17 protein-coding genes are annotated in these 19,439 nt (G+C 74.7%); 8 read left to right on the forward strand and 9 right to left on the reverse strand.

The annotated features are described in order from the left end of the window. The first annotated feature begins 55 nt into the window (after positions 1–55). The 6 genes from BR85_RS12035 to aqpZ all read left to right on the forward strand — a co-directional run bounded on the left by BR85_RS12035 (position 56) and on the right by aqpZ (position 6,293). Positions 56–1,285, forward strand: a complete 1,230-nt coding sequence (locus BR85_RS12035; RefSeq protein ID WP_051526352.1) for a DUF7847 domain-containing protein — start codon at positions 56–58, stop codon at positions 1,283–1,285. Beyond that, the gene (locus tag BR85_RS15460) at positions 1,282–1,920 is read left to right on the forward strand and encodes a DUF4129 domain-containing protein (RefSeq protein WP_036272975.1); all 639 of its coding nucleotides are present in this window, start codon (positions 1,282–1,284) and stop codon (positions 1,918–1,920) included. The genes BR85_RS12035 and BR85_RS15460 overlap by 4 nt, the downstream gene beginning before the upstream one ends. Then, positions 1,917–3,101 (forward strand): DUF4350 domain-containing protein, encoded by a 1,185-nt coding sequence (locus tag BR85_RS12045; protein WP_051526354.1) that lies wholly within the window; start codon positions 1,917–1,919, stop codon positions 3,099–3,101. Before BR85_RS15460 ends, BR85_RS12045 begins: the two co-directional genes overlap by 4 nt. Further along, entirely contained in the window at positions 3,098–4,078 is a 981-nt protein-coding gene (locus BR85_RS12050; protein WP_028496756.1) for an AAA family ATPase, read from the forward strand. Before BR85_RS12045 ends, BR85_RS12050 begins: the two co-directional genes overlap by 4 nt. After that, positions 4,078–5,379 carry a DUF58 domain-containing protein gene (locus tag BR85_RS12055; RefSeq protein WP_028496757.1) on the forward strand — a complete coding sequence of 434 codons (1,302 nt, stop codon included), beginning with the start codon at positions 4,078–4,080 and terminating at the stop codon, positions 5,377–5,379. Before BR85_RS12050 ends, BR85_RS12055 begins: the two co-directional genes overlap by 1 nt. A 107-nt stretch (positions 5,380–5,486) precedes the next feature. Further along, the gene (gene aqpZ, locus BR85_RS12060; RefSeq protein WP_081782785.1) at positions 5,487–6,293 is read left to right on the forward strand and encodes an aquaporin Z; all 807 of its coding nucleotides are present in this window, start codon (positions 5,487–5,489) and stop codon (positions 6,291–6,293) included. Between the two features lie 63 nt (positions 6,294–6,356). Here the strand turns inward: aqpZ and katG are convergent, their stop codons facing one another. Genes katG through BR85_RS12075 form a run of 3 tightly spaced genes read right to left on the reverse strand, consistent with a single transcriptional unit; the run spans position 6,357 to position 10,162 of the window. After that, positions 6,357–8,639 (reverse strand): catalase/peroxidase HPI, encoded by a 2,283-nt coding sequence (gene katG, locus BR85_RS12065; protein ID WP_028496759.1) that lies wholly within the window; start codon positions 8,637–8,639, stop codon positions 6,357–6,359. 26 nt (positions 8,640–8,665) lie between these two features. Beyond that, positions 8,666–9,115: a Fur family transcriptional regulator gene (locus BR85_RS12070; RefSeq protein WP_036272943.1), complete on the reverse strand. Its 450-nt coding sequence runs from the start codon at positions 9,113–9,115 to the stop codon at positions 8,666–8,668. A 51-nt stretch (positions 9,116–9,166) separates the two neighbouring features. After that, on the reverse strand, positions 9,167–10,162 hold the full coding sequence (locus BR85_RS12075) for a stage II sporulation protein M (RefSeq protein WP_028496761.1): 996 nt from the start codon (positions 10,160–10,162) through the stop codon (positions 9,167–9,169). Between the two features lie 16 nt (positions 10,163–10,178). Here BR85_RS12075 and BR85_RS12080 point away from each other — a divergent pair, with 16 nt between their 5' ends. Then, positions 10,179–11,030 carry an RDD family protein gene (locus tag BR85_RS12080; protein WP_036272945.1) on the forward strand — a complete coding sequence of 284 codons (852 nt, stop codon included), beginning with the start codon at positions 10,179–10,181 and terminating at the stop codon, positions 11,028–11,030. A 20-nt stretch (positions 11,031–11,050) separates the two neighbouring features. Here BR85_RS12080 and ahcY read toward each other — a convergent pair whose 3' ends face one another. Both ahcY and BR85_RS12090 read right to left on the reverse strand, forming a co-directional pair. Continuing rightward, entirely contained in the window at positions 11,051–12,508 is a 1,458-nt protein-coding gene (gene ahcY / locus BR85_RS12085) for an adenosylhomocysteinase (protein ID WP_028496763.1), read from the reverse strand. 39 nt (positions 12,509–12,547) lie between these two features. Beyond that, positions 12,548–12,754, reverse strand: coding sequence for a DUF3499 family protein (locus BR85_RS12090; protein ID WP_028496764.1), 207 nt, complete (start codon positions 12,752–12,754; stop codon positions 12,548–12,550). Positions 12,755–12,821: 67 nt separating this feature from the next. On the opposite strand from BR85_RS12090, the gene BR85_RS12095 reads away from it, so the two are divergent. Next, complete coding sequence (locus tag BR85_RS12095; protein ID WP_028496765.1) at positions 12,822–13,259, forward strand: metallopeptidase family protein; 438 nt, start codon at positions 12,822–12,824, stop codon at positions 13,257–13,259. Between the two features lie 4 nt (positions 13,260–13,263). On the opposite strand, the gene BR85_RS12100 is transcribed toward BR85_RS12095, so the two are convergent. From BR85_RS12100 to manA, 4 genes are all read right to left on the reverse strand, one after another. After that, positions 13,264–14,676, reverse strand: coding sequence for a DUF5719 family protein (locus BR85_RS12100; protein ID WP_051526355.1), 1,413 nt, complete (start codon positions 14,674–14,676; stop codon positions 13,264–13,266). Continuing rightward, positions 14,673–17,501, reverse strand: a complete 2,829-nt coding sequence (locus BR85_RS12105; protein ID WP_028496767.1) for a glycosyltransferase family 2 protein — start codon at positions 17,499–17,501, stop codon at positions 14,673–14,675. Before BR85_RS12105 ends, BR85_RS12100 begins: the two co-directional genes overlap by 4 nt. A 66-nt stretch (positions 17,502–17,567) precedes the next feature. After that, positions 17,568–17,888 (reverse strand): WhiB family transcriptional regulator, encoded by a 321-nt coding sequence (locus tag BR85_RS12110; protein ID WP_081782786.1) that lies wholly within the window; start codon positions 17,886–17,888, stop codon positions 17,568–17,570. A 357-nt stretch (positions 17,889–18,245) separates the two neighbouring features. Next, the gene (gene manA / locus BR85_RS12115; protein ID WP_028496769.1) at positions 18,246–19,400 is read right to left on the reverse strand and encodes a mannose-6-phosphate isomerase, class I; all 1,155 of its coding nucleotides are present in this window, start codon (positions 19,398–19,400) and stop codon (positions 18,246–18,248) included. Positions 19,401–19,439 lie beyond the last annotated feature (39 nt).

Genomic DNA, 19,439 nt, shown 5'->3' on the forward strand with positions numbered 1-19,439 from the left:
ATGGCCCCGGTATGCCACGATAGGACGAGCTGCGCCGAACTTTCGAGGAGGGCATGTGACGGCCTACCCGACGTGGACGCCGGCCCCGCCGCCCGGGATCATCCCGCTGCGACCGCTCGGCTTCGGCACCATCCTCGGACGCTCGTTCGCGGCGCTGCGCCAGAACCCGCGGGTGCTGCTCGGCTTCGCCCTCGTCGCGCAGACGGTCGTGACGATCGTCGCCGCCGCCGGGATCGTCGCGACGGGGTTCTACGCGTTCGGGCGCGTCGCGACCCTGGAGCCGGGCGACGACGACTTCGACACCGTCATGGCGGGCTCGATCGCGCTCGTCGGCGTCGTGAGCGTCCTGCTGGGCCTGGCCACCACCGCGTTCAGCGTGCTCGTGCAGGCGGTCATCGTGCGCGAGGTGGCGCACGCCGCCCTCGCGGAGAGGCTCACCCTCGGCGGCCTCTGGCGCCAGGTGAAGCCGGTCGCCGGGCGCCTCATCGGATACACCGTCCTGCTGAGCCTGGCGGTCGCCGTGCTCGTCGGCATCCTCGTCGCCGGGTTCGTCCTGCTGGCGCAGGCCTCCGTCGCCGCGGTGATCGTCGTCGTGCTCCTCGCGATCATGGTGACCGTGCCGGTGTCGCTGTGGCTGAGCGTCAAGCTCCTGCTCGTCCCGGCGGTCATCGTCATGGAGCAGGCCCGCATCCTCGAAGCGGTGCGCCGCTCCTGGCTCCTCACCCGCGGACGGTTCTGGCCGTCGCTCGGGATCATCGTCATCATCTCCTCCGCGTTCGGGGTGCTCGCGCAGCTGGTGACCCTCCCGATGTCCTTCCTCACGACGGGGCTGACGACCGTCCTCTCCCCCACCGGCGACCCCGAGGTCGGCGGCGTCATCGCGCTCCTGGTCGGCCTGCTGGTCACGGAGGTGCTCGTCGTGCTCCTGCAGTCGGTCGCGCTCGTCGTGCAGTCCACGGCGACCGCCCTCATCTACATCGACTGCCGGATGCGGCGGGAGGGCCTGGACCTGGATCTCCTCGCCTACGTCGACCAGCGCGACCTGCCCGGGGCGGAGCCGGGCGATCCGTACCGGGCGCACGTCGGGCGGGACCTGCCGCGATGGGCCCCGCCCGTCCGGGGGACCGCGGTGCCGGGGTTCGGCGGCCCGGCCGCCCCGCACCCGGCACCGGGGTACCCGCCAACGGCCCCTGCGCCGGCGCCGGCACCTCCGGCATCCGTGCCCGCACCCGCGCCGTCGCCGACGACGTGGACACCGCCCGGCGGCGCGCCGGGAACGCTGTGAGGCTGCCCGCGGCGCCGCTCATCCCGGACGGCGACGAGGCGCGCGAGTGGGCGGAGCGCGAGCTCGCCGACACCGTCTACCGCGTGGCCGAGCCGACGCCCTTCGATCGCGCCGCCCGCGCCGTGGGCGACTTCTTCCTCTCCCTCTTCAGCGGCGACGTCCCGGCCGCGTTCGGCCCGTGGCTCGCGGTCGCGGTGCTCGTCATCGTGCTCGCCGCGATCGGCGTCGCCGTCGCGATCTGGGGCCGTCCGCGCCGCGCGGCCCGCGCGCAGGCCGCCGCGGCCCTCTTCGGCGACGCCGAGCGCAGGTCCGCGGCGGACCTCCGCCGCGCCGCCGAGGGCGAGGCCGCGGGCGGCCGGTGGGAGGCCGCCATCGTGCTGCGCTTCCGCGCGCTCGCCCGGTCGCTCTCCGATCGCACGATCGTGCCGGCGACGCCGGGGATGACGGTGCACGGCTTCGCACGCTCCGCCGCCCGCGCCTTCCCCGGCGAGACGGAGGCGCTCACCCGCGCGGCGGATGTCTTCGACGACGTCCGCTACCTCCGGCGGCCCGGCACGCCCGACGCGTACGCGCTCGTCGCGTCGCTCGACGAGCGTCTCGCCGCAGCGCCCCGGCCGCAACGGATCCCGGCATGACGGCGGCAGGGACGGCGGCGGCGCCCCGCCGCCGTGCGGTGGCGGGGTGGACGGCCATCGGCGCCGCCCTGCTCGTCGTGGGCGCCGTCGCCGCCGCGATCGGCGGGATCGCGCAGATGCCGGCCGCGGGTCTCCTCGACCCCCAGTCCGCCACCCCGGACGGGGGACGCGCGCTCGCCCGCATCCTGGAGGGACACGGCGTCGCCGTCACCGTGGCCCGCGACCGGGCCGCGGCGGAGGACGCGGTCACGTCGGCATCTACGCTCGTCCTCACCGACACCGCGCCGCTGTCGGACGAGGCCCTCGCCGCGGTGACCGGGACGGCGGCCGATGTCGTGCTGCTCGAGCCGCGGTCGCGGGATCTGCGCCTCCTCCTGGCCCGCTCGGCGCCCGCGGGCGTCGGCGACGGCGCGGCCCCGCCGGGCTGCGGGCTCGCCGAGGCCGTGCGCGCCGGCGAGGTGTCCCCCGGAACCGTGTTCCGCGCCGTCGGCGACGCGGTCGGCTGCTACCCCTCCGGTGACGGGCACGGTCTCCTGGTCCTCGAGACGGGCGACAGGCGGATCGCCGCCCTCGACGCCACGGCGCTCCTCACGAACGAGCGACTCGCCCGGGACGGCAACGCGGCGCTCGGGGTGAACCTGCTGGGGCGCCGCTCGCACGTCGTCTGGTACCTGCCGGCGCTGCAGGACAGCGACCTCGCGACGGCGCCGACCGTCGGCGAGCTGACACCGGACTGGGTCACCCCGGCGATCGCCCTCCTCGCCGGCGCCGCCCTCGCCGCCGCGGTCTGGCGGGGCCGCCGGTTCGGCCCCCTCGTCGCCGAGACGCTGCCGGTGTCCGTCCGCGCCGGCGAGACGACCGTGGGCCGCGCGCAGCTCTACGCGCGCGCCGGCGATGCCGGGCACGCCGCCGACCAGCTGCGGATCGCCGCGCTCGACCGGCTCGCGCGCCTCGTCGGGCTGGGCCCCGCGGCATCCGCCCGAGAGGTGTCCGACGCGGTCGCCGTCCACCTGTCCGCCGACCCCGGCACCGTCGCCGGGGTGCTGCTGGACGCCGTGCCGCGCACCGACCGGGAGCTCGTCGACCTCGCCGCGCGCCTCCGCGACCTCGAAGACGCTCTGGCCTCGAAGTCGGATGCCATCGTGACCGGAACCCTCCGCCCCGAAAGGAACACCCCATGAGCGACACCGTCGCCGACGCCCCGTCCGCCGACGAGCTCCGCGAGGCCATGAACCGTGTGCGGCTCGAGGTCGGCAAGGCGGTGGTCGGTCAGGACGGCGCGGTCACCGGCCTCCTGATCGCGCTGCTGGCCCGCGGACACGTCCTGCTCGAGGGTGTGCCGGGCGTCGCCAAGACGCTGCTCGTCCGCGCGTTCAGCCGGGCGATCGGCCTGGACACCGCCCGCATCCAGTTCACCCCCGACCTCATGCCGGGCGATGTCACCGGGTCCCTCGTCTACGACGCGCGGGCCGGCGCATTCGACTTCCGTGCCGGGCCGGTGTTCACCCACGTGCTCCTGGCCGACGAGATCAACCGCACGCCACCGAAGACGCAGGCGGCGCTGCTGGAGGCGATGGAGGAGCGCCAGGTGTCGGTGGACGGGCAGTCCCGCCCCCTCCCCGACCCTTTCCTCGTCGCCGCGACGCAGAACCCGATCGAGCACGAGGGCACCTACACGCTCCCCGAGGCGCAGCTGGACCGGTTCCTGCTGAAGCTCCTCATCGACGCGCCCGCACGCGCCGACGAGATGGCGGTGCTCCGCCGGCACGCCGACGGCTTCCGCCCGGGCGACCTCGCCGGCGCGGGGCTGGAGCCCGTCGTCGGCGCCGCCGAGATCCGCGCCGCGCAGCGCGCCGCCGCCTCCGTCACGGTCTCCGACGACGTGCTGGGCTATGTCGTGGACCTCGCCCGTGCGACCCGGCAGTCCCCCTCGGTGCAGCTCGGCGCGAGCCCGCGTGCCGCCACCGCCCTCCTCGCGACGGCGAAGACGTGGGCGTGGCTGGGCGGCTACCCCGCCATCACCCCTGACCACGTGCAGACGATGCTGCTTCCGACGTGGCGGCACCGCGTGCGCCTCCGGCCCGAGGCGGAGCTCGAGGCCGTCTCGGTGGAAGCCATCCTGACCTCCGTGCTGGCGCAGACCCGCGTTCCGATCTGATGTTCGTCACCGGCCGTCTCGCGCTCGCCCTCGCCGTGGGGGTGGTCCCCGTCGTGCTGCTCTCGGCCGCGGGGATGTCGGCGTGGGCGGTCGCGGGCGTCTGGGCGGCGCTCTGCCTCGCGGCGGCGGCCGTCGACGCCGCGTACGCGGCCGACCCCCGCGCCGTGGGCGTCGAGCGCCGCATCCCGGCGCGGGTGCTCCGCGATCAGGACGTGACGACGACGCTGCTGCTCACCAACCGGAGTCGCCGGGGCCTCCGCGGGCGCGTTCGGGATGCGTGGCAGCCGACCGCCGGCGCCCCGGGCGACCGCAGCAGGATCGACATCCCCGCCGGCGAGCGCCGGGCCGTGGACATCCCGCTTCATCCGCGGCGGCGTGGAGAGCTGCGCACCGGGTTCGTGGTCGTACGGGCCGACGGGCCGCTGGGGCTCGCCGGCCAGCAAGGGCGTATCGAGGCACCGGGCACGTTGCGCGTCCTGCCGCCGTTCACCGCCCGCCGGCACCTTCCCTCCCGCCTCACGCGGCTGCGGGAGCTCGACGGCAACACGAGCGTGCAGGTGCGCGGCCAGGGCACCGAGTTCGACAGCCTCCGCGAGTACGTCCGCGGCGACGACGTGCGGTCCATCGACTGGCGGGCCACCGCGCGGGCGACCACGACGATGCTGCGCACCTGGCGCCCCGAGCGCGACCGGCACGTCGTGATCGTGATCGACACCGGCCGCACCTCGGCCGCGCGGGTCGGCGACGGCGTGCGCCTGGACGCGGCGATGGAGGCGGCGCTGCTCCTCGGGGCCCTCGCGGCCCGTGCCGGCGACCACGTGCACCTCGTGATGTTCGACCGGGTGCTGCGCGCCCGCGTCACGCGGGTCGACGGGGCGGGGCTGCTCCCCGCGCTCGTCGACGCGATGGCGCCGGTCGAGCCGCAGCTGATCGACACCGACTGGGATGCCGCGGCAGCGCAGGTCCGCCGCCTGACGACGCGCCCGGCCCTCGTCGTGCTCCTGACGGCGCAGGATGCCGTGGACGCGGCGCGCGGCTTCCTGGCGGCGCTCCCGGCGCTCACCGCCCGCAGCCGCGTCGTCGTGGGCAGCGTGTCGACCGACGAGCCGCTCCCCGAGCCCCCGCGGGACGCCGCCGGGGTGTACGCGCTCGCGGCGGCCGAGCGCACCGCGCGGGACGCCCGGGAGGTGGCGGGGGCGATCGCGCGCGCCGGGGCGGATGCCGTCGTCGCGGACGCCGAGTCGCTGCCGCCCCGTGTCGCGGACCGCTACCTGGCGCTGAAGGCCGCCGGGCGCCTCTGAGAACCGGGCGCCTGTGAGAACCGGGCGCCCCGTGCCGGCGTGGCACTGGCGGCCGCCCGCGATCGGCGGGAGACTCACGGCATCCGCTGCGCCCCGAAGGAGGAGTCATGAGTCCCGATCCGATCCCCGACCAGCCCGCCGTCCCGACACCGCTCGACCACACCCCGCCGGAGGCGGGACCTGCGACCGGCATCAAGCTCCTCGCGGAGGCCGCCGGGACCTTCCTCCTCGTCTTCGGCTCCATCGGGGCCGCCCTGTTCGCCGCCGACTTCGGCACGAGCGACGCGGGCACGTCGCTCGGCATCGGCTTCGTGGGCGTGGCCCTGGCGTTCGGGCTCACGATCGTCGCGGCCGCGTACACGTGGGGGCCGATCTCCGGCGGGCACTTCAACCCGGCCGTGACGCTGGGGCTCGCCGCGGCGGGCCGCTTCCCGTGGCGCGACGCGCCCGGCTACATCGTCGCCCAGATCGTCGGCGGCGCCGTGGGCACGAGCCTGCTCGTGCTGATCGGGATGTTCGGCCCCGACGGGTGGCTCACCCAGCGGCAGGACGCCGGCTTCGCGAGCAACGGCTTCGGCGCGCAGTCCCCCGGCGGGTTCGGGCTCGGCGCGGCGATCACGGCGGAGATCGTGTTCACCGGCATCTTCGTGCTCGTCATCCTCGGCGTCACGCACGCGACGCGGGGCACGCCGCTCGCCGGGCTCGTCATCGGCCTGACGCTCACGCTCATCCACCTGGCATCCATCCCGATCGACAACACGTCGGTGAACCCGGCGCGGTCCATCGCGACGGCGATCTACGGCGGGGGCGATGCGCTCGTGCAGCTCTGGGTGTTCCTGGTGTTCCCGATCGTCGGCGCACTCATCGCGGGCTTCGCGCACAAGGCGCTCTTCGACTCCCGCAACGCCGCCTGATGAACGCCGGAAGGCCCGCCCCCACGAGGGGACGGGCCTTCCGGACGAGAGAGCCGCAGAGCGTCAGACGAGGTCGAACCGGTCGAGCTCGGTGACCTTGCCCCACGCGGCCGCGAAGTCGTGGACGAACTTCTCGGTCGCGTCATCCGAGGCGTAGACCTCGGCGAGTGCGCGCAGCTCGGAGTTCGAGCCGAACAGCAGGTCGACGCGGGTGCCGCGGCCGACGCGCTCCGTGGTCCCCTCCTTGACGCCTTCGTACGCCTGCGAACCCGGGTCCAGCGCGGTCCACGTCGTCCCGAGGTCGAGCAGGTTGACGAAGAAGTCGTTCGTCAGCACGCCCGGACGCTGTGTGAACACGCCGTACTCCGAGCCGTCCCAGTTCGCGCCGAGCACGCGGAGACCGCCGACGAGGACGGTCATCTCCGGCGCCGTGAGGGTGAGGAGGTTCGCCTTGTCGATGAGCTGGTGCTCCTGCGGCAGCACGGCGTTGCGGCCGTAGTAGTTGCGGAATCCGTCGGCCGCCGGCTCCAGGTAGGAGAACGAGTGGACGTCGGTCTGCTCCTGCGAGGCGTCGGTGCGGCCCGCGCGGAACGGCACCTCGACCTCTACACCGGCATCCTTTGCGGCCTTCTCGACGGCGGCATTGCCGGCCAGGACGATGAGGTCCGCGAGGGAGACCTTCTTGCCGTCGGTGCGGCCGTCGTTGAACGACGCCTGCACGGACTCGAGCTGGGCCAGGACCTGCTGCAGCTGCGGCGGGTTGTTGACCTGCCAGTCCTTCTGTGGCTCCAGCCGGATGCGGGCCCCGTTGACACCGCCGCGCTTGTCGCTGCCGCGGAAGGTCGACGCTGCCGCCCACGTCGTCGACACGAGCTGGGCGACGGTGAGCCCGGAGGCGAGGATCTGCGCCTTCAGCGCCGCCGCGTCGGCGTCGTCGATGAGGACGTGGTCGACGGCGGGCAGCGGGTCCTGCCAGATGAGCTCCTCGGTCGGGACCTCGGGGCCGATGTAGCGGGAGATCGGGCCCATGTCGCGGTGCGTGAGCTTGAACCAGGCACGGGCGAACGCGTCGCCGAACGCCTCGGGGTCGTCCTTGAACTTCCGCGAGACCGTGTCGTATTCGGGGTCCACCCGCAGGGCGATGTCGCTCGTCAGCATGCGCGGCTCGCGTCGCTTCGACGGGTCGTGGGCGAGCGGCACCATGTCCGCGCCCATGCCGTTCTGCGGCCGCCACTGGTTCGCGCCGGCGGGGCTCTTCATGAGCTCCCACTCGTAGGCGTACAGGATGTGGAAGAACTCGTTGTCCCAGCGGGTCGGGTGGTAGGTCCAGGTGACCTCCAGGCCGGACGTGATCGTGTCATCGCCCTTGCCGGATGCGTGGTTGTTCCTCCAGCCGAGACCCTGCTCCTCCAGGCCCGCGGCCTCCGGGTTGTCCTCGAGGTTCGAGTCCGGTGCCGCGCCGTGGGTCTTGCCGAAGGTGTGGCCGCCGGCGATGAGGGCGACGGTCTCCTCGTCGTTCATGCCCATGCGCGAGAACGTCTCGCGGATGTCGCGCGCCGACGCGAGCGGGTCGGGGTTGCCGTTCGGGCCCTCCGGGTTGACGTAGATCAGGCCCATCTGGACCGCGGCGAGCGGCTTGTCGAGCTCGCGGTCGCCCTTGTAGCGCTGGTCGCCGAGCCAGGTGGTCTCCGGGCCCCAGTACACGTCGTCGTCCGGCTCCCAGACGTCGGGGCGGCCGCCGCCGAAGCCGAACGTGTTGAAGCCCATGGTCTCCAGCGCGACGTTGCCGGCGAGGATCATGAGGTCGGCCCAGGACAGCGCCTGCCCGTACTTCTTCTTCACGGGCCAGAGCAGGCGGCGCGCCTTGTCGAGGTTGACGTTGTCGGGCCAGCTGTTCAGCGGGGCGAAGCGCTGCTGCCCGGCTCCGCCGCCGCCACGGCCGTCGTGCACGCGGTACGTGCCGGCGCTGTGCCACGCCATGCGGATCATGAGCGGGCCGTAGTTGCCGAAGTCGGCCGGCCACCAGTCCTGCGACGTCGTGAGGACCTCGGCGATGTCGGCCTTGACCGCGGGGAGGTCGAGCGCCTCGAAGGCGGCCTTGTAGTCGAAGTCGCCGCCGAGAGGGTTGGCCTCGACGGGGTTCTTCTTCAGCACGCGCAGGTTCAGCTGGTTCGGCCACCAGACGTTGTTTGCCGAGCCGGTGGTCGGGTGCGGCTGCGCGTGGACGACGGGGCAGCCCGTGGCCTCCTCGGCGTACGCCTCGTCGGTGTCGGTGACCGTGACGGACTGGTTGATGTCGGTCACGTCCTCGCCGATGGGGGCGGCGGTGGGTTCGTGGTCGGTCATGTGATTCCTTCCTCGGGTGGTGGTGCTCAGGCGGCGGCCGCGCACGTGGAGCACAGGCCCCAGTACGTGACCTCCGCCGACGCGATCGCGAAACCGTGGTCCTGCGATGGCGTGAGACAGGGGGCGTGCCCGACCGCGCAGTCGACGTCGGCGACGGCGCCGCAGTCGGTGCAGATCAGGTGGTGGTGGTTGTCGCTGACCCGCAGCTCGAAGAGCATCGGCTGCCCGGCCGGCTCGATCCGGCGCACGATGCCGGCGTCGGCGAAGTCGTTGAGCGCGTTGTACACCGACTGCCGGCTCAGTCGCGGCATCCGGGGGCCGACGTCGGCGAAGAGCGCATCGGCGCTCGCGTGCGGGCGGGCGGCGAGCGCGTCGTAGACCGCGGTGCGCGACTGGGTCACGCGGAGGCCGGCCTCGCGCAGCGCCTCGGGTGCCGCCGGGTACCGTGCGGGGCTGTGCACGGTGGTGGTCGACATGCCGCCAGTCTATCGCTTCTTTTGATCGAATCCAAATGAGCGCGAGGCGGGTCAGCCGGCGACGAGACGTGCGGTGCCCGCCTCGTACTCGGTCAGATCCCCGCTCTCGCCGGCCGCCGCCGCGCGCCCGCCCACGACGAGCATGTACGTCAGGAAGGCGGCCAGCGCGAGCGTCCCCAGGCCGATCTTCACGGGCCACGGCCACGGCTGCGCCGTGACGAACCCCTCCAGGAGGCCCGCGACGGCGAGAGCCAGGACGAGGCCGACGGCGACCGTCGCGAGCGAGCGCCCGGCCGCCGCGAGCGACTCACCGCGGCTCCGCGGTCCGGGCGCAACCCAGGCCCAGAAGATGTGCAGCCCGGCCGCGGCCGCGACGAAGAGGCAGGTGAGCTCGAGCTGGCCGTGCGGGGCGATGTAGAGGAGGAACACGTCCCCCCGGCCGTGCGCGAACAGCACGGCGGCGGCGACGCCGACCGAGACCGCGTTCTGCATCATGACCATGACCGGCCACAGGCCGGTGACGCCGAACAGCACGCACTGCGCGGCGATCCAGGCGTTGTTGGTCCACACCGTCCCGGCGAACACGGCCGCCGGGTTCTCGCTGTAGTAACCGGTGAACTCGTCCTCGGCGTACTGCTCAAGCCCCGCCTCGTCCCCGAGCGCGGCGATGACGGCGGTGTCGCCCGCGACCCAGGTGGCCACCAGCGCGGCGACGGCGAGGAACGCGAGCGCGATGACGAGGGTCGTCCAGCGCAGCCGGTACAGGGCCGCGGGCAGCTGGTGGGCGAAGAAGCGCGGCACCTGACGGAGCACGTTGTCGGGGGCGCCGGTCAGCCGCAACCGCGCCCGCGCGAGCAGCGTCGACAGGTGGTCGCCCTCCGGGCTCCGGCCCGCGGTCGTCTTGATCTCGGCGAGGTCGGCGGAGGCCGACCGGTATCGGGCGACGAGCTCGTCGACCTCGCGGCCGCTCGGCCGGCGGATGCGCCCGAGCTCGTCCAGTCGCGCCCACTCGGCACGACGCGCGGCCGTCAGGGCGTCGAGGTCCATTTGCTTTACTGTACCCATGGCCACCCCCGGACCCACCCCGGCGCCGGCGGAGATCCGGCAGGACGAGATCCTCACCGGCGAGGCCGTGGCCCTCGACGTGCAGCCGGTCGGATTCTTCCTGCGGGCCCTCGGTCTCCTCATCGACATGCTGACCGGCATCGCCCTGCTCGCGCTCTTCCTCCTCGCGGCGTCGTGGGTCACCGGCGTGGGGCTCGACCTGTCCGCCCTGTCCCCCGCCCTCACGGTCGCGAGCCTCGCGGTGGTGACGGTGGTCCTGCCGACGGCGGTCGAGACCATCACACGAGGGCGGAGCCTCGGCAAGCTCGCCGTCGGCAGCCGGATCGTGCGGACCGACGGCGGCGCCGCCGGCTTCCGGCACGCCTTCATCCGCGCCCTGACCGGCGTCCTGGAGGTGTGGTTCACGCTCGGGGCGGTCGCGGGCATCGTCGGCGCGTTCACGCCCCGCGCGCAGCGCCTCGGGGACCTCCTCGCCGGCACCTACGCCGAGCGCACGCGCGTCCCGCAGCTGCCGTCCCCGGCCGGCGGCGTGCCGGAGGCGCTCGCGGACTGGGCCCGCATCGCGGACGTCACCCGGCTCCCCTATCGCGTGGCGCGCCGCGCCGCGCAGTTCGTCCGGACGGCGACGGGCCTCGACCCGGCGGCGCGGGCGCGCACCGCCGCGGCGATCGCCGCCGACGTCGCGCCACACGTGTCACCGCTGCCGGCCGTCGACCCGGAGACCCTCGTGCGGGCCGTCGTCGCGGTCCGCCGTGACCGCGAGTACGCCGCGCTGGTCGGCGAGCAGGCGCGCATGGCACGCCTCACGGCCGGCACCCGTTCGGCGCCGCGCGGGTTCCCCGAACGCTGACGGGGGCCGGTCGGCGCGCGTCAGTAGCGGTAGTGGTCGACCTTGTACGGCCCCTCGACGGGAACGCCGATGTACGCGGCCTGCGCCGGGGTCAGCTCGGTGAGCTCGACGCCGAGCGCCGGCAGGTGCAGGCGGGCGACCTTCTCGTCCAGCGCCTTGGGGAGCACGTACACGCCGACGGGGTACGCGTCGGTCCGGGTGTAGAGCTCGAGCTGGGCGAGCACCTGGTTCGTGAACGACGCGCTCATCACGAAGGACGGGTGCCCCGTCGCGTTCCCCAGGTTCAGCAGGCGCCCTTCGCTGAGCACGAGGATGCTGCGGCCGCTCGGCATCCGCCATTCGTGCACCTGCGGCTTTATCTCGATGCGCTCCGCGCCGGGCAGCGACTCCAGCCCCGCCATGTCGATCTCGTCGTCGAAGTGGCCGACGTTGCCGACGATGGCGAGGTGCTTGAGGCCCTGCAGGTGCTCGACCGTGACGACCTGCGTGTTGCCGGTCCCGGTGATGAGGATGTCGACGTCGCCGACGACGGACTCGAGCCGGGCGACCTGGTACCCGTCCATCGCGGCCTGCAGGGCGCAGATGGGGTCCACCTCGCCGACGATCACGCGGGCGCCCTGGCCGCGCAACGCCTCCGCGGCGCCCTTGCCGACGTCGCCGTACCCGGCGACGAAGGCGACCTTGCCGCCCATCAGGACGTCGGTGGCGCGGTTGATGCCGTCGGGCAGCGAGTGCCGGATGCCGTACTTGTTGTCGAACTTCGACTTCGTGACGGAGTCGTTGACGTTGATGCCGGGGAAGAGCAGCCCGCCGGCGGCGTGCAGCTCGTACAGGCGGTGGACGCCGGTCGTGGTCTCCTCCGTGACGCCGAGGATGCCGGCGGCCATCCGCGTGAACCGCTGCGGGTCGCGGGCGAGGCTGGCGCGGAGCGTGTCGAGCACGATGCGGTACTCGCCGGAGTCGCCGTCCGCGGCGTCGGGGACGGCGCCGGCGCGCTCGAACTCGACGCCCTTGTGCACGAGCAACGTCGCGTCGCCGCCGTCGTCGAGGATGAGGTTCGGGCCGTCGAAGCCCTCCGCCGACCAGTCGAAGATGCGGTCGGCCAGCTGCCAGTACTCCGCGAGCGTCTCGCCCTTGAACGCGAACACGGGGACCCCGGCGGGGGCGTCGACGGTGCCGGTCGGCCCCACCGCGACGGCCGCGGCGGCCTCGTCCTGCGTGGAGAAGATGTTGCAGCTCGCCCAGCGCACCTGCGCGCCGAGGGCGACGAGCGTCTCGATGAGGACGGCCGTCTGGACCGTCATGTGCAGCGAGCCGGCGATCCGCGCGCCGCGGAGCGGCTGCGACGGCCCGAACTCCTCGCGCAGGGCCATGAGGCCGGGCATCTCGTTCTCGGCGAGACGGATCTGGTGACGGCCGGCTGCGGCGAGCGCGAGGTCGGCGACGACGAAGTCGAGGGTGTCCACGGGAGTCGGCATCCGCCTATTCTCCCACTCCGTGCGCCGCGTGCGGCGCGGTCAGACGCGGAGCGTCTCGTGCCGGACGACGACCCAGCCCTTGGGCACGGAGAGCCGGTCGGTGTGGATAGCGCACAGGTCGTGGGCGTGCGGGTCGTTGCCGCGCCCCAGCGGGCCGACGGCGGCCATCTGGTCGCCGTAGTCGTAGGTGAGGGTCGTCACCGCTTCGCGGGCACAGCCCACCTTGGAACACAGTCTCTCGCGCATCGTGTCCACGCTAGCGAGCCGGGGCCGGGGCGGGCGCAGGCCGCGCCGCGCGACCTAGGATGGACTCATGATCAGGCGCCGCGTCCGCACCGCGACGACGCGTGCGCGGCCGGCCCGGCACGGCCGGCACGGCCGCGAGGACCGCAGCCCCGCCGTGCGCCCGCCGCTGCCGCCGCTGGAGACGCGGGCGGAGAAGTTCGACCTCGCCGTCGGCACGGCGGTGGAGTTCCTGCGCAGCGCCTGGCCGGAGCTGCGCGACGTGCGGTTCGACATCGGCGCGATGCCGGCCGACGCCGACGCCGACGGCATCCCGCGCTGGACGGTGCTCGCCGACCAGAAGCGCATCATCCTGTACCGCCTCCCCATCGAGCGGCTGAGCCACCTGCACCGCGACGACGAGCTGCACCGCCGGATGTCGGTGGAGAGCTGCGTGTTCCGGGCCGCGGCCGAGTACCTCGACAAGGACCCGTGGGACCTCGGTCCGGAGCGATTCCGCTACTTCTGAGCCGTCACTGCGTGTAGACGACGATGGCGGCGGCCGCGGCGTCGGCGGGCAGCACGGCATAGCCCGCGAGGGCGCCGGCGCCGGAGTAGGTGACGTTCGCGCGCACCTTCGGGCCGCCGGAGACGAGCCGGTACACGGTGCCGGAGCGCAGCGCCAGCCGCGCCCCGCCGCCGGCCGGGACGGTGACGTCGGTCGCCTCGCCGGCGCCGGCCTCGGCGGCGACCTCCGCGACCACGTCGGCGTCGCCGTCGTTCGTGAGCGTGAGCACGGGCGCGCTCCCGTCGGCCACCGCGAACAGGCTCGGCACCTCCAGGGCGTCGGCGGCCGTGTACCAGGCGAAGTCCGCGCCCTGCCCGAACCCCGTCGTCTCCCAGACGGCGGCGACGACGGGGCCGCTCGCCTCGACGCGCACGCTGTACGCGCCGACGCCGAGGCCGTCGAGTTCGAGCTCCAGCGGGATGCCGGCATCCAGCGTGACGGTGCGCGGCTCGTCCACGACGCCGCGCGCGCCGACCCGGGAGACGGTGACGCTCGCCTCCGCCCCCGCGGACGGGGCGAGGAGGCGCAGCAGGGTCGTGGTGTCGGAGGCGCCCTCGTCGCCCGGATCGGTCGTGACGGAGAAGGCGGGGATCACCTGGGTCCCGGCGGGCGCGGCGGTCGCGCCGACCTGATCGACGCCGCCCGGGACGAGGGTCCGCGTGATGCTCGCCTGCAGGGCGGCGTGGACGGGCGCCTCCGAGGACGTGACCCGGATGACGGGGCTCTGCTCGCCGCGCGCGAGCCCGGCGAGCGGGAGGATGCGCTGCGTTCCGGCCGGGACGACGATCCCGGTGCCGGACGCCGGCTGCGCGGGCCCGGCGGCGCCGTAGACGGTCAGGTCGACGCGGGCGGCGACCGTGCCGGGGTTCGTCAGCAGCACGAGATCGGCCGCGCCGGTGATCGCGCTGCCCCCGACCAGCCAGGACTCCATGAGCGGCGGGGTGCACGCGGACGCGGCGAAACCGGCGAGGTCGGGGTCCCCGACGGACGCCGAGCCGGCGGCGGCCACGTCGGTCCGGGTGCGGTCCTTCGGCGCAGCCGTGAAGGCATCCGGCCCCCGGCCGTCGACGACGTCGGGGACGAGGAGCGTCGCAGCCTCCGCGGGTGCGCTGCCCGCGGCGGTCGCCGCGACGACGCTCTGGCCGGCGGCGAGGGTGAGTGCGCCGGCGTCACCCGCGTCGCGGCCCAGTGCGAGGACGGGCCCCGCGCAGGCGAGCACGGATGCCTCCGGCTCCGGGATCGCGGTGACCGCGAGGGGCTCGCGGGCGACCTCCGGCCACGGGAAGAGCGCCGCCGCGGTGGCGCCCAGCACGAAGACGACCGTCACGGCGATGCCCACGGCGGTCCGCGCCCCGCGCTGCACCCGGCTGATGCTCATCGGCTCTCCGCTCTGCTCGTGCCCACGACGCGGGGCAGGCCCCGCACCTCGCGCCGGCTCGCGGTCGTCGGCAGGGCGAGGAGCAGCGCGACGGCGATCACGCCGAGCTGGATGCCCGCGACCTTCTGCGCCGTGGCGGCGGTCTCCGCCGCCGCCACCCGGGGGGCGACGTCGCCGGAGAGGCGCCACAGCGTGCCCTTCGCGGTCTCGCCGACGATGTCCAGGCCGTCCCGCTTGTCGAGGGCCGTCTGCGCGGACAGGCGCAGCGCCCGCGCACCGTCGGCCTCGCCGGTCGAAGCGGTGCCGAGGACGACGAAGGCGATGCCGTGGTCGGCCAGCCGGTCCACGACGTCTCCGGCGGCATCCGTGATGAGGTCCGCCGTCATGCGCGCGATCGTCACATCCGCGGCGTCGGGTGCGGTGCGCGCGGAGAGCAGTGTCGTCTGGCCGCCGAGCGTCGCGCTGCCGCCCCAGACGACCGTCGACGAGATGCCGCCGTCGGGCTGCGGGACGAGGACGAGCGTCCCGGTGGAGGTCCCCCCGCGTCCCTCCGCATCCACGTACGCGGGAAGGGTGCTGGCGGGACCGTTCGTCAGCGCCGCGGCGCCGCGGACGGTGGCCGTCAGCGCGGGGAACGCGGCCACGCCCAGCGCGAGCGCGACCAGCGCCGCGGCGGCGAGGCGGGCGAACCGGATGCCGGGCAGCAGGTCGAGGGTGAGGAGTGCGGCACCGAGGAATCCGGCCCACGCGAGGCTGAGGGCGCTCCCCGGCCAGAGCGCGACGACGTCCGCCCCGGAGGCCGTGAGCGTCACCCCCACGGCCGCCAGCGCGGTCGCGAGGCCCACGGCGGCGATGAGCAGCGTCGCGAGGGATGCCGTGAGCCGGGCCGTGAGCGGGGCGAGCAGCGCGAGCAGGATGAGCGGCACCGTGAGCAGCGGCACCCACCACACCGGCGCACCGGCGCCGAGGAGCGCCGACCAGCCGCCGGGGTCTGCGGTGGGGAACCCCGCCGTCAGCAGCAGCCGGCGGAGGACGTCGACACCGCCGGCGGTGTCGAGCGGGACGCCGGGGTCGGCCAGCAGGCTCCACCCCTCGCCGGCGCGGAGCCGGTGCCAGACGAGCGGCGCGAAGATCACCGCGGTCGGGACGAGGAGCCACACGACGTGCGGCAGCCCCCGCCCGCCGCGGAGGACCAGGGTCAGGATGACGGCGACGAGCCACAGCGCCACGAGGGCCGGCGCGAGCGACGGCGCACAGGCGATGACGGCGGCCAGCAGCAGGGAGGCCACGCCCGCGCTCGTCCAGGAGCGGTGCGCGACGACGCCGGTGTAGAGCAGCCAGGGCAGCAGCAGGTGGACCAGCAGCGCGGCGGGTCGCCCGTCCACGAGCGCCGTCAGGAAGGTCGGCGCCAGCACCCACACGATGGCGCCGAGCGCGCGGAGGGCGCTCCGGCGGGTGACCCGCGTCGCGGCGAACCAGCCGCCGACGGTGGCGAGGGGCAGCGCGAGGAGCCAGAGCACGACGACGGCGCGTGAAGGCTCCCACGGGGAGAGACTGCCGAGCAGGGCGACGAGGCCGCTGAACGGGTCCGCGGGGCCGACGAGGTCCCAGCCGAGCGGGCGCTGCCCCCACGCGGCATCCTCCCACAGCTGGGCGAACGTGGCCCGCAGCGGAGCGAGTGCTCCCCCGCCCAGCACCGGCCACGCCAGGAGCGCCGGCAGGACCACGGCGGACAGCACGAGCGCCGCGAGGACGAGCCACGCCCCGCCGCCGGTGAAGAACCGCAGGTCGTGCCGGTCGCCGGCGTCGCCGGCGTCGTCGAGCCGGTGCCGCAGCTGGGCGGTCGTGACGCGCAGCGGCGCCAGCTGCGCCCACCCGGCGGTGCGGGCGCGGCGGAGGCGGCCGCGCGCGGCCGCGACGGACGGGAGACGCATCATCGCGACGACCGCGGCGGCCCACTCGGGTCCGATCCGGTCGGGCTGCTTGCCGAGGAGGTGTCCCAGGGTGCGCCACAGCGCGAGCGGGAGCAGCGACAGCCAGTGCAGCGGGAGTGTCGCCCCCGGCGCGTAGACCAGCCGGCGATGCAGCTGCGCGGTGCGCGTCGCGTAGGCGCGGCGCACATGCGCCCGGAAGTCCTCGCCGCCCGGCGGTCCGGCCACGCCGTCGCCGGCGACGGCGACGATCGCCGTCGGCGCGAGGGCGACCCGGCTGCCGGCGAGCCGCGCGCGCACGCCGAGATCGAGCCCCTCATCCGCGCCCGCGAGGGCGGGGTCGATGCCGCCGAGCGCGCGCCATTCCGGCGCGCGCACGAGGAGGCCCCGGACGTCGGCGCCGAGCACGTCCTCCGTCGCGTCGTGCTGGCCCTGGTCGAGCTCGCCCTCGGCGAGACCGACGGTACGGCCGAGGCGGGTCATCGAGACCCCGAGCGACACGATCTGGGCGTGGTCGTCCCATCGCACGAGCTTCGGCGCCGCCAGGGCGACGGAGGGCGCCGTCTCGAGGGCGCCCGCCAGCCGTGCGAGGGCGTCCGGTGCCGGCGCGGTGTCCTGAGCGAGGAGCCAGACGGCGTCGCCGTCGAAGCGGTGCGTGGCCATGCGCAGCGCCTGGGCGTAGCTCGTGGACCGGTCCGCGGTGATGACGCCCTCGGCGCCGGAGGCGGCGGCCGCCTCGCGGAGCGCGTCATCCGGCCCGCACAGGACGAGGGTCAGCGCGTCCACCGGACGCGACTGCGCCGCGAGGGCGGTCAGCGTCCGGCGCAGGTGGAGGTCGGCCGGGATGCGCCCATCGGGGCGCACGACCAGCAGTGCGTGGACTCGAGCGGGCATGACGTGGTCAGCCTAGGCGGCGCACGGCCGGCGCCGCGGCAGCCGCGCGCGATTCGCCGGGATCGGTCAGCTCGCGCGGCGCTTGAGCTTGCGCCGCTCGCGTTCGCTCAGCCCGCCCCAGATGCCGAACCGCTCGTCGTTGTGCAGGGCGTACTCGAGGCACTCGCCGCGGACGTCGCACGATCCGCAGATGCGCTTCGCGTCGCGGGTCGATCCGCCCTTCTCCGGGAAGAAGGCCTCGGGGTCGGTCTGCGCGCACAGCGCCTCGGACTGCCAGGCGAGGGCGGTGTCCTCGTCGGTCGCGGCGGGCCGACGCACGCCGGGCACACCGAGATTGATCGGATCGACGAACCAATTCTCGGGAACGCCGGAACGGTAACCCGTCATCTCGCTCTCCCACCTGTATATCCACGCGATGTCCGCGTGTAGGGATAATTACACCCTTGTCATTCGCCGCGGTCAAGTCGCAGATCGTAAAGCCTCAAGCGAAGATTGAACCTTCTTGACGCGTGATCGGCGTGTCGCGGGGCCCGTGCCGGGGCCCGCGGCGGCGGCGTGCGGCGCCCCTCCCCCGCCCGCCACGGCGCGTCACAGCACCCGCGGGTTGCGCGGCTGCCACCGGCATCCCCTGTGACATCCGCTCGCGGGATGTCGCAGCATCCGCCGGTCGAGCACGCCGCCACGCGCGTGATGCGGGACGGGGTCGGCGCGGGAGCGGCGGACGCCGCCGGGGAACCTCCCGATTCAGCCGCGGCCGGGCTGGGCCAGGAAGACGTCCCCCTCGCCGGTGAGCTCGACGCTCGCCTCGTCCGCCGTGAGGTAGGCGGCCTCGGCGGGCCGCAGCACGACCGAGCCGGCGGTCGCGGTGACGGTGACCTCGCCGCCGGTGACGAGCACGATGGCGGCGCCGGCGAGCGCGACGCGCTGCGGGCGGTCGGGCTGCACCGCGGCGTGGACGAGGACGAAATCCGGGATGCCCACGTCGAAGACCTCGGCGCCGTCCGCGGTGACCGGCGTCACGAGCGGTGCGGGGCCTGGGGTCGTGTCGACGATCCGCATCAGCTCCGGCACATCGATGTGCTTGGGAGTGAGACCCCCGCGCAGCACGTTGTCGCTGGCCGCCATGAGTTCCACGCCGAGACCCGCCTGGTAGGCGTGCAGCACGCCGGCGGGGGCGAACAGCGCCTCGCCGCGGCGCAGGTCGACGAGGTTCATCAGGAGCGCGACGACGATCCCGGGGTCACCCGGGAAGTCCTCGGCGGCGGCCCGCAGCACGTCCAGTTCGGCGGCGAAGTCGGCGCTCGAGGCGCGCCGCAGCGCCACCACCAGGTCGTCGATCTCCGCCTGCGCCTGCCCGCTCAGCGCCCACTCGATCGTGGCGCGCAGGACGTCGGCGTCCTCGCCCGGCGCGGAGAGGCGCCCGGCGAGCGCGGCGACCCCGGGGGCATCGCCCAGCGCGGCCAGCAGCCGGCGGGTCTCCTCGAGCGGGCGCAGCCCGACGAGGGCGCGGAACACCTCGCTCACGGCGACGATGATCTCCGGCTTGTGGTTCGCGTCGCGATACGTGCGCTCCGGCGCGTCGAGGGGGATGCCCGCGGCGTTCTCGCGTGCGAAGCCCGCCACGGCCTCCGCCAGGGAGGGATGGGCCTGGATGGACAGCGAGCTGCCCGCGGCGAGGAGCTTCAGGAGGTACGGCAGCGGAGCCTCGCCCCGGTCCGCGACCAGCTCGTCCAGCGTGCGACCGGACCCATCCGCGACCCGTGCGGGGCAGCCTGGGTGGTCGCCGTACCAGATCTCGGCTTCCGGACGCCCGCCCGGCGGCCGGCCGACGAGCGCGGGGATCAGGGTCTCGGACCCCCACGAGTAATCGCGGGGCTCGTTCGTCAGGCCGATGAGCACACCCTCAGCCTAAAGGCGCCGCGCGGTAGCCTGAGCGCA

This window comes from Microbacterium sp. UNCCL10 (assembly GCF_000746195.1).
Lineage (GTDB): Bacteria > Actinomycetota > Actinomycetes > Actinomycetales > Microbacteriaceae > Microbacterium > Microbacterium saccharophilum.

What these genes read in the sequence shown, in the direction of transcription:
- BR85_RS12045 (WP_051526354.1), top strand. Translation starts at nt 1,917, where the DNA reads ATGACGGCGGCAGGGACGGCGGCGGCGCCCCGCCGCCGTGCGGTGGCG.
- BR85_RS12050 (WP_028496756.1), top strand. Translation starts at nt 3,098, where the DNA reads ATGAGCGACACCGTCGCCGACGCCCCGTCCGCCGACGAGCTCCGCGAG.
- BR85_RS12055 (WP_028496757.1), top strand. Translation starts at nt 4,078, where the DNA reads ATGTTCGTCACCGGCCGTCTCGCGCTCGCCCTCGCCGTGGGGGTGGTC.
- aqpZ (WP_081782785.1), top strand. Translation starts at nt 5,487, where the DNA reads ATGAGTCCCGATCCGATCCCCGACCAGCCCGCCGTCCCGACACCGCTC.
- katG (WP_028496759.1), bottom strand. Translation starts at nt 8,639, where the DNA reads ATGACCGACCACGAACCCACCGCCGCCCCCATCGGCGAGGACGTGACC.
- BR85_RS12070 (WP_036272943.1), bottom strand. Translation starts at nt 9,115, where the DNA reads ATGTCGACCACCACCGTGCACAGCCCCGCACGGTACCCGGCGGCACCC.
- BR85_RS12075 (WP_028496761.1), bottom strand. Translation starts at nt 10,162, where the DNA reads ATGGACCTCGACGCCCTGACGGCCGCGCGTCGTGCCGAGTGGGCGCGA.
- BR85_RS12080 (WP_036272945.1), top strand. Translation starts at nt 10,179, where the DNA reads ATGGCCACCCCCGGACCCACCCCGGCGCCGGCGGAGATCCGGCAGGAC.
- ahcY (WP_028496763.1), bottom strand. Translation starts at nt 12,508, where the DNA reads ATGCCGACTCCCGTGGACACCCTCGACTTCGTCGTCGCCGACCTCGCG.
- BR85_RS12090 (WP_028496764.1), bottom strand. Translation starts at nt 12,754, where the DNA reads ATGCGCGAGAGACTGTGTTCCAAGGTGGGCTGTGCCCGCGAAGCGGTG.
- BR85_RS12095 (WP_028496765.1), top strand. Translation starts at nt 12,822, where the DNA reads ATGATCAGGCGCCGCGTCCGCACCGCGACGACGCGTGCGCGGCCGGCC.
- BR85_RS12100 (WP_051526355.1), bottom strand. Translation starts at nt 14,676, where the DNA reads ATGAGCATCAGCCGGGTGCAGCGCGGGGCGCGGACCGCCGTGGGCATC.
- BR85_RS12105 (WP_028496767.1), bottom strand. Translation starts at nt 17,501, where the DNA reads ATGCCCGCTCGAGTCCACGCACTGCTGGTCGTGCGCCCCGATGGGCGC.
- BR85_RS12110 (WP_081782786.1), bottom strand. Translation starts at nt 17,888, where the DNA reads ATGACGGGTTACCGTTCCGGCGTTCCCGAGAATTGGTTCGTCGATCCG.